The 13097-nt window shown below is 72.5% G+C and carries 11 protein-coding genes and 1 pseudogene; 6 read left to right on the top strand and 6 right to left on the bottom strand.

From position 1 onward, the window contains the following. The first annotated feature begins 21 nt into the window (after nucleotides 1-21). The 3 genes from hsaC to QLQ12_RS02170 all read left to right on the top strand — a co-directional run bounded on the left by hsaC (nucleotide 22) and on the right by QLQ12_RS02170 (nucleotide 2332). Nucleotides 22-930 carry an iron-dependent extradiol dioxygenase HsaC gene (hsaC, locus tag QLQ12_RS02180; protein ID WP_282756803.1) on the top strand — a complete coding sequence of 303 codons (909 nt, stop codon included), beginning with the start codon at nucleotides 22-24 and terminating at the stop codon, nucleotides 928-930. A gap of 50 nt (nucleotides 931-980) precedes the next feature. Further along, nucleotides 981-1544, top strand: coding sequence for a 3-hydroxy-9,10-secoandrosta-1,3,5(10)-triene-9,17-dione monooxygenase reductase subunit (hsaB, locus tag QLQ12_RS02175; protein WP_282756802.1), 564 nt, complete (start codon nucleotides 981-983; stop codon nucleotides 1542-1544). A gap of 236 nt (nucleotides 1545-1780) precedes the next feature. Further along, nucleotides 1781-2332, top strand: coding sequence for a Uma2 family endonuclease (locus QLQ12_RS02170; RefSeq protein WP_282756801.1), 552 nt, complete (start codon nucleotides 1781-1783; stop codon nucleotides 2330-2332). A 3-nt stretch (nucleotides 2333-2335) separates the two neighbouring features. On the opposite strand, the gene QLQ12_RS46990 is transcribed toward QLQ12_RS02170, so the two are convergent. The 6 genes and pseudogenes from QLQ12_RS46990 to QLQ12_RS02140 all read right to left on the bottom strand — a co-directional run bounded on the left by QLQ12_RS46990 (nucleotide 2336) and on the right by QLQ12_RS02140 (nucleotide 9897). Continuing rightward, complete coding sequence (locus QLQ12_RS46990; RefSeq protein WP_407651386.1) at nucleotides 2336-4246, bottom strand: serine/threonine-protein kinase; 1911 nt, start codon at nucleotides 4244-4246, stop codon at nucleotides 2336-2338. A gap of 48 nt (nucleotides 4247-4294) precedes the next feature. Further along, on the bottom strand, nucleotides 4295-5302 hold the full coding sequence (locus QLQ12_RS02160) for an acyl-CoA dehydrogenase family protein (protein ID WP_282756800.1): 1008 nt from the start codon (nucleotides 5300-5302) through the stop codon (nucleotides 4295-4297). 149 nt (nucleotides 5303-5451) lie between these two features. Beyond that, nucleotides 5452-6450: pseudogene (locus QLQ12_RS02155) on the bottom strand (acyl-CoA dehydrogenase family protein); the annotation flags it as partial. Then, nucleotides 6447-7574 carry an acyl-CoA dehydrogenase family protein gene (locus tag QLQ12_RS02150; protein WP_282756798.1) on the bottom strand — a complete coding sequence of 376 codons (1128 nt, stop codon included), beginning with the start codon at nucleotides 7572-7574 and terminating at the stop codon, nucleotides 6447-6449. The gene QLQ12_RS02150 and the pseudogene QLQ12_RS02155, both read right to left, overlap by 4 nt. Next, nucleotides 7571-8407 carry an enoyl-CoA hydratase gene (locus tag QLQ12_RS02145; protein WP_282756797.1) on the bottom strand — a complete coding sequence of 279 codons (837 nt, stop codon included), beginning with the start codon at nucleotides 8405-8407 and terminating at the stop codon, nucleotides 7571-7573. Before QLQ12_RS02145 ends, QLQ12_RS02150 begins: the two co-directional genes overlap by 4 nt. Continuing rightward, nucleotides 8404-9897, bottom strand: coding sequence for a FadD3 family acyl-CoA ligase (locus tag QLQ12_RS02140; protein ID WP_282756796.1), 1494 nt, complete (start codon nucleotides 9895-9897; stop codon nucleotides 8404-8406). Before QLQ12_RS02140 ends, QLQ12_RS02145 begins: the two co-directional genes overlap by 4 nt. Before the next feature lie 42 nt (nucleotides 9898-9939). On the opposite strand from QLQ12_RS02140, the gene QLQ12_RS02135 reads away from it, so the two are divergent. The 3 genes from QLQ12_RS02135 to QLQ12_RS02125 all read left to right on the top strand — a co-directional run bounded on the left by QLQ12_RS02135 (nucleotide 9940) and on the right by QLQ12_RS02125 (nucleotide 12975). Next, entirely contained in the window at nucleotides 9940-11106 is a 1167-nt protein-coding gene (locus QLQ12_RS02135) for an acyl-CoA dehydrogenase family protein (RefSeq protein WP_282756795.1), read from the top strand. Then, nucleotides 11103-11882, top strand: coding sequence for an SDR family oxidoreductase (locus QLQ12_RS02130; protein WP_282756794.1), 780 nt, complete (start codon nucleotides 11103-11105; stop codon nucleotides 11880-11882). Before QLQ12_RS02135 ends, QLQ12_RS02130 begins: the two co-directional genes overlap by 4 nt. A gap of 73 nt (nucleotides 11883-11955) precedes the next feature. Next, nucleotides 11956-12975 carry a DUF3068 domain-containing protein gene (locus QLQ12_RS02125; protein WP_282756793.1) on the top strand — a complete coding sequence of 340 codons (1020 nt, stop codon included), beginning with the start codon at nucleotides 11956-11958 and terminating at the stop codon, nucleotides 12973-12975. Nucleotides 12976-13097 lie beyond the last annotated feature (122 nt).

The following is a 13097-nucleotide window of genomic DNA, read 5'->3' as shown; positions in this document are numbered from 1 at the left end:
CTTCTCGAGAGGGGACCGCCCGTGAGCAGCCTGATCCGATCCCTCGGCTACCTGCGTGTCGAAGCCACCGACCTGCCCGCCTGGCGTGACTTCGGGGTCAAGGTGCTCGGTATGACCGAGGGCCGCGGCCCCGACCCGCAGGCCGTCTATCTGCGGATGGACGAGCTCCCCGCCCGCATCGTCGTGGTGCCGGGCGAGAAGGACCGGCTCGCCGCCTCCGGCTGGGAGCTGGCCGACCCGGCCGCGATCACCCGCCTGGTCCAGGTCCTCGACGAGGCCGGTGTCGCGGTCAAACCGGCCGGCGCCGCCGATCTGGCCGATCGCCGCGTCTCCCATCTGATCAGCGTCGACGACCCGTCCGGCAACCGTCTCGAGTTCTTCTGCGGTGCCGCCCTGGACTCCCGGCCCGCCCAGAGCCCTTACGGAACCCGTTTCGTCACCGCCGGCCAGGGCATGGGCCACGTGGTCCTGCCGGCCCGCGACGACGTCGCCTCGATGCGGTTCTACACCGAGGTGCTGGGCTTCCGCCTGCGTGATTCGATGCGCCTGGTCCCGGAGCACATCGGTCTGCCGCCCAGCGACGCACCACTGTGGATGCGGTTCCTGGGTTGCGGCCCCCGGCATCACAGTGTCGCCCTGGCCCCGATCCCCGCGCCCACCGGCCTGGTCCACCTGATGATCGAGACCGAGACCCTCGACGACGTGGGCCGCGCCATCGACCGCTGCGCCCGCAACAAGGCCCCGATGATCTCCACTCTGGGGCGGCACGCCAACGACGAGATGGTCTCCTTCTACGTCCGCACCCCGAGCGGTTTTGACATCGAGTACGGCTACGGCGGCCTGACCGTCGACGACGCCACCTGGGTGGCCCGCCAGACCACCGCCCACAGCGTGTGGGGCCACCGCTTCTCAGCCGGCGGCGGCCATTGACCACTCACCCGCCCGATGCCGCCCACCCCGCCGTCCCCGGCCTTCCCCCGGTGACCGCCCGGGACGCGGGTGGCGTGGACAGCCGGCGGTTCCGGAGGGTCTTCGGGCATTTCGGCACCGGGATCACCGTCATCACGACGGTCGACGCCGAGGGGCCGGCCGGGTTCGCCTGTCAGGCGTTCGCGCCGCTGTCGCTGGACCCGCCGCTGGTGCTCTTCTGCCCGCAGGCCGGCTCGGACACCTGGCGTCGCGTCCGGGCGTCCGGCTTCTTCTGCGTCAACATCCTCGCCGCCGACCAGCGTGACGTCTCCCGTCTCTTCGGCACCAGGGGCGCCGACCGATTCACCGCGGCGGACTGGTCTGCGGCTCCGTCCGGCGCGCCGGTCCTGGCCGGCGCCCTGACGTGGGCCGACTGTGAGGTGGAGGCCGTCCACCCCGGCGGCGACCACGTCATCGTCACCGGCCGGGTGACCACCCTGGGCCCCTGCCGCGACGCCACGCCGCTGCTCTTCTACCGCAGCCGCTACACCACGACCACGCCCGCGTCGCCGTACGAGCCGCCGGAGGTCGTCGACACCCTGCTCTCCTGGCCCCGCCACACCGACTGGATCTGATCAGCTCCAACCCTTGTTGCCACCTAGTCTAGAGACTATAGTCATGTGCATGCCAGATCCGGTCTTCGGGTTCGCGGCCGCAAGGCCTTGCCCGCCTGCTGAAAGATGCGTGGCGAGCGGCCCGGGTCGTCGATCATCACCGCTGAGTGGAGGCCTGCATGGGTAGTCTGCGAGAACGGGAAATCGTTCGCAGAGGAGGTCGATCCGTGAGCACCGGGCCGGGTTCTGGATGGCACATGCCGCCTGTGGAGGGATATACCGCCGATGACCTGGACCGGATCCCGGATCTTCCGTCGCACGCTGAGCTCATCGACGGGAGTCTCGTCCTCGTGACCCCGCAGAAGGCTTTTCATTCCCTGATGCTCGACCTCCTCACCCAGGAGTTGCGTTCAGTCGCTCCCCGACCGGCATATCTGGTGAGGCGGGACATGTCGGTGGTTCTGAACAACAGGCAGAGGCCGGAGCCTGACGTGGTGGTTGTGCGAGCCGAGGCTGAAGCCGACCTCACCGCCACGTGGTACCCCGCCGAGGCGGTCGTGCTCGCGATCGAGGTCGTGTCGCCCGAGTCCGAGATCCGCGACCGGTCGCGCAAGCCGCAGCTCTACGCCGAGGCGGGCATCCCGTTCTTCTGGCGGGTGGAGGCGTCCGAGGGCAAACCGGTCGTCTACGCCTACCAGCGTGACCCGGCGACCGGCGCCTACGGGCCGCTCGGGATCTTCCATGAGCGGCTGGTGCTGACCGTGCCGTTCGCGATCGACATCGACCTCACCGCGATCGACCGGATGTGACCGTCACTTGCAGTGAGCCCAGTCGCTCTCGAAGGACATCCCCCCGACCGCACCGCCCCACTTGATGCAGGTCTTCGGGGCCGCGGCGGTCACCGGGCCGGCGTAATACTGGAACGTCCCCTTGTCGGCGTAGGTCTTGGCGTCACCCTTCACCTGCAGGGTCGCGGACATCGACGTCTTCTCGTCGAAAGTGTCCGCCTTGATCGTGACGACGCAGTTCGTCCCGCCCGACGCCAGATAGAGCACGTAGACCGTCCCCCGCAGCACCCCGGCGGAGGTCTTCAGCTTGTGCGAGTTGATCACCTGGTAACCGGCGCCGCAGATCGTGACCGGGTCGTCGTGCGGGTTCGTCGCGGTCGCCGACGGGTCGGTGGACGCCCCTGGATCCGGGCTGGTGGCGCCGGTCGGTTTCGCGGAGGCGGCCGGATCGGTGGTCGGCGTCTTGCCGGTGGGCCCGGCGGATCGATTCGGCTGCGGGGACGATTTCTGGCCGCCCGGCCGGGTGCTGGCCTGCCCGCGCGCTCCGGTGCTCTGGCCGCCGCCCGCCTGCAGCTGATCAATCGGGGCTCCGGCGTTGAGGGAACCGGTTCCCGAATCGTCGTTCCCGGATCCGTTTCCCAGGATGATGCCGACGCCGGCCAGCAGGGCCACCACCGCGACCGCCGCGAGCGCGACCGTGGCGTTTCGCCCCTTGACCGACTTCGCCGAGGTCACCTCCCCGGGCGCCCCCACCGGAACCGCCCCGTGTGCCGCGGCCCCGTGCGGCCCAGAACCGTGAAACGCCGAGCTGTGCGGCCCGGAACCGTGAAACGCCGAGCTGTGCGGCCCGGAACCGTGCGCCGCCGAGTTGTGCGGGGCGGAACCGTGCGCCGCCGCGAAACCAGAGGCGCCCGCACCGACCGCCGCCGACCCCGGCGCGAATTTGTGCGCGGCCGGACCGGCAGGAAACGACGACGAGGCGACACCGCGCGCACCGGAGGCGGCGGCCCCGGCCGGACCGGAAGGAGCCGGAGCGGAAGCGGCCGGACCGGCGACGGCCGGACCCGGCTGACGAGGAAGCGGTGCGCTCACCCCGTACGACGAAGGTGGTGACCCCGCCGCCCGCGCGGCCGCGGCCAGAGCGGACGCGCTGGGAAAACGCTGCCCCGGGTCTTTGGCGAGAGCACGCAGCACCACCGAGGCCGTAGCGGCCGGCACGTCCGGCGGAAGGACCGGCGGCTGCCCGTGCACCAACTGGGCCAGCACGGCGAGCGGATTGTCACCGACGTAGGGCGGCCGCCCGGTCAGGCAGCTGAACGCGACCGCGCCCAGCGCGTAGACATCGGTGGCGGCCGTCACCGGGCGGCCTTCGGCCTGTTCCGGCGCCATGTAGTGCGCGCTGCCGAGAACCACGTTCGTGCTGGTGATGCCGGTGACCCCGACCGATCTGGCGACCCCGAAGTCGACCAGCACGATCGCGCCGGCCGGTCGTACCAGAAGATTGCTCGGTTTGACGTCGCGGTGGATGATGCCGGACTCGTGCGCGGCGTGGAGCGCGTCGGCGACCTGCGCGACGATCGTCATGGTCTCGGCCGAGCCGAGGCGACCGGCCTGCTGGATCCGCGCCGACAGCGGGGTGCCGTCGATGTACTCCATCACCAGGTAGTCGAGCCGGTGCGCGCCGACCTGCGCGTTCTCGCCGTAGTCGTAGACCTGCACGATCCCGGGGTGCCGCAGCGCCGCCATCATCCGCGCCTCGGACCGGAACCGGGTGATGAAGTCGGAGTCCGACATCAGCGCCGGGAGCAGCACCTTGACCGCGATCTCCCGGTGCAGCAGCAGGTCGTCGCCGCGCCACACCTCACCCATACCACCCGCCGCGATCCGCTGGTTGAGCTGATAGCGGCCGTTGAGGATGACACCCGGAGAAAGCACCGGCTCATGCTAGTAAACCCGCGCCTTCACATGGTCATCGCCGATCGATCAGTCCAGAAGTGTGGGTGTGAGTCGTGCGACATGACCGGCCGGCGAACCGAACAACTGCGCCGACGCCCACGCCCTGCGCAGGTACAGGTGCGCGTCGTGTTCCCAGGTGATCGCGATACCGCCGTGCATCTGCACCATCTCGGCGGCCACCGCCCGTACCGTCTCCGAACAGGACACCTTCGCCACCGCGGCCAGCCGTTGCGCCTCCGCCGACCCGGCGGCCACGGCGTTCGCGGCGGCCTCGGCCGCTGACCGGGCGGCTTCCACCCGCACGTACGCCTCGGCGAGCCGATGCTGCAACACCTGGAACGAGCCGATCGGCCGGCCGAACTGGTGCCGTGCCTTGACGTACTCGACCGTCAGCTCCAGGGCGCGTTCGGCGGTGCCGACCTGCTCGGCGGCGAGCGCCACACAGGCCACGTCCCGCAGACCCGGCAGCGGGTCATCACCGGCGAGGCGCCGGCCCGGCACGTGGTCGAGGCGTACCGTCTCCAGCCGCCGGGTCAGGTCGAGCGTGCCCGTGAGCTGCCGGTCGGTGCGGCCGGCGTCCACCTCGTACAGCGCGCCGCCCGCCGCGACCAGCAGCGTGTGCGCCGCGCCGGCGTCGAGGACGTCCCGGAACGAGCCGCTGATCAGCCCGTCGCGCACCTCGCCGGAGCCCTCCCAGGCCACGGCCGCGATCGGCTCGCCGGCGCAGATCCCGGGCAGCAGCCGGGCGCACGCGTCGTCGTCCCCGGACCGCACGAGCGCCTGCGTGGCCAGCACGGATCCGAGCATCGGCATCGGGCTCAGGACCCGGCCGAGTTCCGTCAGCACGACGTTCGCCTCGATCAGGGTGGCGCCGGCCCCGCCGTACGCCTCCGGAACCGCGAGCCCCGCGACGCCGATCTCCTTGCACAGCCGCGCCCACCCGGCGTCGATCTCACCGTGATCCGCGGCTCGCGCCACCCGCCCGCCCAGCAGGCCGCGGACCGCCGCGCGTAACGCCGCACGCTCTTCTCTCACCCTTTCCCCCTCTTCACCCCTTTTTTTCGGTACGGACGTCCTCGCCCCACCGGACCGTGGCCGTTCCCGGGCTACCCCGCGACGTCCTGCCGGCTTGCGGCCGTCCCGCGTCCTTCGGGCGGAGTCCGCCGGTCACCGGCCATCTCGCCGGCGAGTTCCGCGAGGATCCGTTCCCGGTGCCGGGCCGGCGTCCCCCAGGCCGCGTGAAGCACCCGCACCCTGGTCAGCCACCGGCCGAGCCCGTGCTCACGCGTGTATCCGACCGCCCCGTGCACCTGCAACGCCACCCGCGCCGCCAGCACCGCGGCCTCCCCGCAGGCCACCTTCGCCGCCGAGACGTCGCGCCCGGCGGTGGCGGTTCCCGTTCCGGCGAGGGCGACCGCCGCGGCGTAGAGCAGGGGCCGGGCGAACTCGATCGCCACCGCCACGTCGGCGAGCTGATGCCGTACCGCCTGGAACGATCCGATCGGCCGCCCGAACTGGGTCCGTGTCTTCGCGTAGCCGACCGCGGTTTCCAGCAGCGCCCGCCCGGCCCCGAGGAGTTGCGCCGCGCAGGCGAGCACTCCCAGGTTGATCGCGTGCGGCATCGGAGGGCCGGTGGTGAGGACGCCGCCGGGCAGGACCTCGGCCAGCCGTCGCGCCGGGTCCATCGAGCGGTGGATCCGTCCGGGCTGTCCCGTGCGTACCTCGTCGCCGGTGACCAGCAGGATCAGGTCGGCGGCGTCGCCGTCCGCGGCGAGAGGCAGCCACGGCGGCGCCGCCATCGAGGCGACCGCCCGGCCCGCCACGAGTTCGGGCAGCCACTTGTCCGCCATCGCGTCCGGCTCCGTCCCGGCCGTCGCCGGCCGCCCGGCCAGCAACACCGGCACCGCGGCGATCGATTCGGCGATCGGTCCCGGGACCGCGTGGTGTCCCAGTTCCTCGCAGGCGATCACCAGGTCGTCCGGCCCGGCGCCGAGCCCGCCCCAGCGCTCCGGCACCAGCAGACCGGTGACCCCGGCGTCGGCCAGCGCCGTCCACAGCCGCCGGCCCGGCCCCACGTCCCCGTTCGCCCACGCCGCCGACACCCCCGGCAGATCCGCGCCGGTCAGCATCTGGTGCAGGACGTCCGCGAACCGGCGTTGCTCCGCCGAGGGGGCCAGCCTCATCGCGGTTCCCGGGGCAGTCCCAGCACCCGCTGGGCGAGGATGTCCCGCTGTATCTCGCTGGTGCCCGCATAGATCGGCCCGGCCAGCGAGAACAGATACCCGCCGGTCCAGTCCGGGTCCACTTCGGCGAGCGGCCCGAGCACGTCGAGCGCTGTCTCATGCAGCCGGACGTCGAGGTGCGACCAGAACAGCTTGGTGGTGCTGGGCGCGACTTCCGCGTCGAGCGAGGCGTAGGCCTGCATCCGGTAGGCCCGAGCCCCGATCCAGGCGTCCACCACCGCGTCCGCCGGTGCGGGCGGCGCGGCGGCGGGATCGGGGTTCGTGGCCGACCAGAGCCGGAGCAGGCGGGCGGCGGTGGCGGTGAAGCGGCCCGGCCCGCGCAGCGACAGGCCACGCTCGTGCCCGGCGGTGCTCATGGCGACTCGCCAGCCGTCGCCGGGCGCGCCGATCACGTCGTCGTCGGGCACGAACACGTCGTCCAGGAAGATCTCCGCGAAGCCGGCGCCGCCGTCCAGTTGCCGGATCGGCCGGACCGTGACGCCCGGCGCCCGCAGGTCGAACATCAGATAGGTCAGCCCGTGATGACGGCGTGCCGACGGGTCGGTGCGGAACAGGCCGAACGCCCGGTCCGCGACCACGGCCCGGGAACTCCACGTCTTCTGACCGGACAGCAGCCATCCGCCGTCGGCCCGCCGCCCGGCGGAGCGCAACGAGGCGAGGTCGCTGCCGGCCTCCGGTTCCGACCAGGCCTGTGCCCACACCTCGGCGCCACCGGCCATCGGGGGCAGCACGCGCGCGCACTGGCCGGCCGTCCCGTGTGTCAGCAGGGTCGGCGCCAGCAGGAACAGCCCGTTCTGGCCGATCCGCACCGGCGCGCCGGCCGCGTGGTACTCCTCGTCGAACAGCAGCGCGTGCAGCGGTGGCGCGGCCCGGCCGCCGTACTCGACGGGCCAGGACACCGCGGCCAGGCCGGCGCCCGCCAACCGCCGCTCCCACTCCCGGTGGGCGACGCTGCCCGCGGGGGTGTCCACGCCGGGCAGGGGAGTGGCCGGCACGTTGGCGGCCAGCCACGCCCGCACCTCGTCGCGGAACGCGACGGCCGCGTCGTCCAGGTCGAGGTTCACTCGGCGGCCTTCTTCATGGCCGCCGCGTCCAGGCCGGCGAGCGGATCGGACATCACCTCGGCGTTGTGCGAGTGCGCCACGTGATGCAGCCCGAACACCGCGTCCATTCCGGCGCGCATGCCCATCTGGTCCTCGCAGAGGTTCACCGCCCGCTTGGCGAGGGCGAGCCCGAACGCCGGCATGGCGGCGACCCGCGCGGCCAGGGCGAGGGTCTCGGTGGTCAGCGCGTCTCGCGGCACGACCCGGTTGACCATGCCGATCTCGTACGCCCGCCGCGCCCCGAACCGGTCCCCGGTGAACAGCATCTCCCGCGCGAAGCGGGGGCCCACCACCCAGGGGTGGGCGAAGTACTCCACTCCGGGGATCCCCATGCGCAGCACCGGGTCGGCGAAGAACGCGTCCTCGGCGGCCACGATCAGGTCGCACACCCAGGCGAGCATCAGCCCACCGGCCACGCAGGCTCCCTGGACCATGGCGATCGACGGTTTCGGGATCTCCCGCCACCGCCGGCACATGCCCAGGTAGACCTCCATCTCCCGGGCGTACCGCCGGTCGGCGCCGTCTCGGGTGGTGTGGTCCCACCAGGTGACGGCCCGCCGGGGGAACGGGGTGTCGGCGTCGCGCTCAGGTGTGCCGATGTCGTGGCCGGCGGAGAAGTGGTCGCCCGCCCCGGCCAGCACGATCACCGACACGTCGTCGTCGTCGACGGCGCGGGTGAAGGCGTCGTCGAGGGCGTACGTCATGGCCGAGTTCTGCGCGTTCCGGTAGCGCGGCCGGTTCATGGTGACGAGCGCGACCGGCCCGCGCCGCTCGTAGCGCACGATGTCGTTCATGACCGCTCCCGCAGCAGGTATTTGAGGACCTTTCCGCCGGCGTTGTGCGGCAGTTCCGGCAGCACCTCCACCGATCGGGGCGCCTTGTATCCGGCGAGCCGGTCCCGGCACCAGCCGATCACCGCCTCCGCGGTCAGCTCGTGGCCGGGACGGGCCACCACGTACGCCCGGCCGACCTCGCCGAGCCGGTCGTCGGGCACTCCGACGACCGCCGACTCGGCCACCGCGGGCAGTTCGGCGAGCACCCGCTCCACCTCGGCCGGATAGACGTTGAACCCGCCGCAGACGTACATGTCCTTGAGCCGGTCGGTGATCGTCAGGTTGCCCCGTTCGTCGAGGGTTCCGACGTCGCCGGTGTGCAGCCAGCCGTCCCCGTCGATGGCGTCCGCGGTGGCGACCGGGTCGTCGAGGTATCCGAGCATCACGTTGGGCCCGCGCAACAGCACCTCACCGTCCTTCTCGCTGATCCGGACCGAGAAACCGGCCGCGGCCCGCCCGCACGTGTACGCCACCGTCCGGGTGTCGTCCCCGGGCCGGCACATCGTCGCCACCACGGCCTCGGTCAGGCCGTACGCCGTCAGGACCGTCGTGAACCCGAGCTCGGCGCGGATCCGCTCGACCAGCGCCGGCGGCACGGTCGCGGCCCCGGTGACGGCCAGTCGCAGCGACGTCGGCGCCAGCCCGGCCCGGGCCGGATGGTCGAGCAGCCCGATGTAGAGGGTCGGGGGCCCCGGCAGCACGGTGATCCGCTCGTGCCCGATCAGGTCGAGGGTGCGCGGCACGTCGAACACCGCCTGCGGCACCACGGTCGCCCCGCTGGTCAGGCAGGCCAGGATGCCGGCTTTGAGACCGAAGCTGTGGAAGAACGGGTTCACCACGAGGTACCGGTCGTGGACACCGAGTCCGCCGATCGTCGCCCAGGCCTGGGCCACGCCGAGGGACTGCCGGTGCGCGCTCATCGCGCCTTTGCTGCGCCCGGTGGTGCCGGAGGTGAAGAGGATGTCGCTGACGTCGTCCTCGCGGACCGCCGCTGCTCGGGAGTCCGCCAGTGCGGCGGGCACCAGGGAGGCCCGGTCGAGGAAGGCGTCCCAGTGCGGCAGCGGCAGCACGAAGGGCGGCAGCGTCGGCGCGGGCAGCGACGCCAGCCGGTCCACCCCGAGGAAGGGCCCGGTGACGATCAGGCCGCGCGCCCGGCTGCGGACGATGACATCGGCGGCTTCCGCGCCGGTGAACCGGGTGTTCACCGGCACCAGGACGGCGCCCGCGTAGCTGACGCCGAGCGCGGCCAGCATCCACCGCGCGCTGTTCGGCGCCCACAGCGCGACCCGGTCGCCCGCCTGGATCCCCGAGGCGATCAGGGCGCGGGCCACGGTGCGGACCTCGTCGTGCAGTTCGGCGAAGTTCCACCGGCGCACGAACGGGTCGACCAGCGCGGGTTCGGTGCCGTAGTCGCGCGCCGCCCGCGCCACCGCCGCCGGAATGGTCTCCATCGGACCTCCAAGGCTTTACCAAGCAAGTGCTTGGTCGGTAGCGTGAGCCTACGCGTGAGCCGGGAGGTGACGCCAGTGGCCGAGAACTTCCGTATCGAGGTTCGTAAATGGCTTTCCGAGAACGTGACCGACGACGTGCGCGGAGCCGGCGGGCCCGGCCGCGAGAACGAGAACTTCGAGCGGCGGCTCGCCTTCGCCCGGCGGCTCGCCGCCGGCGGGTGGACCACGCTGGCGTGGCCGGTGGCTCACGGCGGGCGGGGCGCGTCGCTGTCCGAGCAGGTGATCTTCCATGAGGAGTACGCCCGGTCCGGCGCCCCGAGCCGAGTCGACCACATCGGTACGACCATGGTCGGCCCCACCCTGATCGCCCTCGGCACGCCCGAGCAGCGTGGGCGCTTCCTGCCCGCGATCGCCGCGGCCGAGGAGCTGTGGTGCCAGGGCTACTCCGAACCGGGCGCCGGCTCCGACCTGGCCGGCGTCACCACCCGGGCCCGGCTCGACGGCGACCGGTGGGTGATCACCGGCCAGAAGGTGTGGACGTCCCTGGCCCACGTCGCCGACTGGTGTTTCGTCCTGGCCCGCACCTCGCCGGCGGGGGACGGCCCGCGCCACGCCGGACTGTCCTATCTGCTCGTGCCGATGCGGCAGCCGGGCGTCACGGTCCGCCCGATCCGCCAGCTCACCGGCGACAGCGAGTTCAACGAAGTGTTCTTCGACGACGCGGTCACCGAGGCCGGCCTGGTCGTCGGCGAGCCCGGCCAGGGGTGGCGGGTCGCCATGGCCACGCTCGCGTTCGAGCGCGGCGCCGCCACGGTGGGTCAGCAGATCGGGTTCCAACGCGATCTGGACGACCTGGTCGCGGTGGCCCGGCGCACCGGGGCGGCGGCCGACCCGGCGCTGCGTGACCGGCTGACCCGCGCCTGGATCGACCTCTCGGTGCTGCGGGCGCACACCCTGCGCAGCCTCGACGAAGGGACGCCGTTCGCCGCCTCGGTGATCAAACTGCTGTGGACCCGCTGGCGGCAGGGTCTCGGTGAACTGGCCGTGGACGTCCTCGCGAGCGGCGACCCCGGACCGGACGCGGCCGAGCGCTGGCAGCGGTACTTCCTGTTCAGCCGGGCCGACACCATCTACGGCGGCTCGAACGAGATCCAGCGCGGCATCGTCGCCGAGCGGGTGCTCGGGCTTCCCCGTCAGGCCCGGGGATGACGGCACCGACCGGCCCGGCCGGGCACGGGCTCCTGACCGGCAAGGTCGTCGTCGTGACCGCGGCCGCCGGCACCGGCATCGGCTCGGCGGTGGCCCGCCGCTGCCTGGACGAGGGCGCGCGTGTGGTCCTCGGCGACAGCCACGAGCGACGGCTCGGCGAGACCCGCGACCTGCTGTCCCTCGGCTACCCGGGCCGGGTGTGGGCGGTGCCGTGCGACGTCACCGACGAGGCCGCGGTGCGGCGGCTGATCGATGGCGCGGTCGCCCGGTACGGCCGGATCGACGTCCTGGTCAACAACGCCGGTCTGGGCGGGAACCGGCCGGTCACCGAGATGGACGACGAGGAGTGGGCCCTGGTCCTGGACGTCACCCTGACCGGCACCTTCCGCTGCACCCGGGCCGCGCTGCGGCAGATGATCGCGCAGGGCGGGGGAGGGGTGATCGTCAACAACGCCTCGGTGCTGGGGTGGCGCGCGCAGGCCGGTCAGGCCCACTACGCGGCGGCGAAGGCGGGGGTGATGGCCTTCACCCGGTGCACGGCTCTGGATGTCGCGGCCCACGGCATCCGGGTCAACGCGGTCGCGCCGAGCCTGGCCGCCCATCCGTTCCTGGCCAAGGTGATCAGCGAGGCGGAACTGGACATGCTCGCCGCGCGGGAGGCGTTCGGGCGGGCCGCCGAGCCGTGGGAGGTGGCGACCGTGGTGGCGTTCCTCGCCAGCGACTACGCGTCCTATCTGACCGGCGAGGTGATCGCGGTGAGCAGCCAGCACCCGTAGGGCTTTCCAACGATGTTACGGAGCAGTAGATTGTAACGCGTTCTACTTTTCGAAGGACCCCTGGGGGGACGCGATGAGGCGGATCACCGGCTCGGCACTCTTCGGTCTAGGCATACTCTGCCTCCTCTTCGCGATGGCCCTCGCCTGGGTCATCGTCCCGTCCCAGCGGAAGGTGCCGCTCGACCTGGTGCCGCCGGACGTCGTGGTGGAGGCCGCCAGCGCCTCCTTCGTGCAGGCCAAGATGCTGCCCAACGGCACCCCGCAGGTGGTCGTGGAGAGCGCCGGGCTGCGCTCCACCACCGGCATCAAGCCCGACTTCCGCGCCGCGGCCGAGCTCGACGGCGAGACATTGATCTGGAACGTGTACCACTCCACGAACCGGATTGACACCGGCGAGATGATCAACAGCTCGGAGAGCCGGATCGCCCTCGACCGCCGGTCCGGTGAGGCCGTGCCGTGGGAGGGCCAGTGCCACGTCGAGCAGAAGGCCCCCTGCACCCCGGGCAACGTGGCGTTCGCCGGGCATCTCTACCTCTTCCCGTTCGGCACCGAGAAGCGTGCCTACGACTACTGGGACTCCACCCTGCACCGGGTGCTGCCGATGGAGTACCAGGCCGAGGAGGAGTACAACGGCCTGCCCACGTACCGGTTCCAGCAGCAGGTCCCCGACCAGCAGGCGCCGATGGACGCGCAGAGCCTCGCCGCGCTGCTCGGGTTCCTCGCTCCCGGCTCGACCGGCGGCGCTATCTCCTACCGGGCCACCCGCACGATCTGGGTCGAGCCGATGACCGGCGCCATCGTCGGATACCGGGAGCAGCAGCACCGGGAACTGGTGCCGAACCTCGGTGAGCGGGTCGTCATCTTCGACGCCGACCTGCAGTACGACCAGGCCACCCTCGACGCGGTCCGGTCGGAGGCGGCACGCGGCCGCGATCAGCTGCGCCTGCTCGGTGTGGTCGTGCCGATCGGCCTGGCCGTCCTCGGGCTGGTCCTGATCGCCGCCGGCCTGCTGATCGCCGCCGGAGCCGGGCCCCGCGGCGGGCGCCGGGTCGCCGCCGCCCCGTCCCGGCCGCTGCCGACACCCGTGCCGTAAGCCGAAGCGCACCGGGGCCCGGCCGATGACGGCCGGGTCCTCGTGCCGGTGACGAGGGCGCGGCCCGTACCCTCTCGGCGTTCTTCCCCGCCGCGTTCGTCCTCGCGTCGCCGCCGGCTCAG

Origin of the sequence: Actinoplanes sandaracinus, from assembly GCF_030009775.1 — a bacterium.
GTDB classification, from domain to species: domain Bacteria; phylum Actinomycetota; class Actinomycetes; order Mycobacteriales; family Micromonosporaceae; genus Actinoplanes; species Actinoplanes sandaracinus.
The sequence above is the reverse complement of the archived record's forward strand: the minus strand, read 5'-3'. Positions and strand labels throughout refer to the sequence as shown.

Excerpts from the sequence above, each read along its gene's own strand:
- QLQ12_RS02170 (WP_282756801.1), top strand. The coding sequence starts at position 1,781 with ATGCCGCCTGTGGAGGGATATACCGCCGATGACCTGGACCGGATCCCG.
- QLQ12_RS02125 (WP_282756793.1), top strand. The coding sequence starts at position 11,956 with ATGAGGCGGATCACCGGCTCGGCACTCTTCGGTCTAGGCATACTCTGC.
- QLQ12_RS02145 (WP_282756797.1), bottom strand. The coding sequence starts at position 8,407 with ATGAACGACATCGTGCGCTACGAGCGGCGCGGGCCGGTCGCGCTCGTC.
- QLQ12_RS02140 (WP_282756796.1), bottom strand. The coding sequence starts at position 9,897 with ATGGAGACCATTCCGGCGGCGGTGGCGCGGGCGGCGCGCGACTACGGC.
- QLQ12_RS02130 (WP_282756794.1), top strand. The coding sequence starts at position 11,103 with ATGACGGCACCGACCGGCCCGGCCGGGCACGGGCTCCTGACCGGCAAG.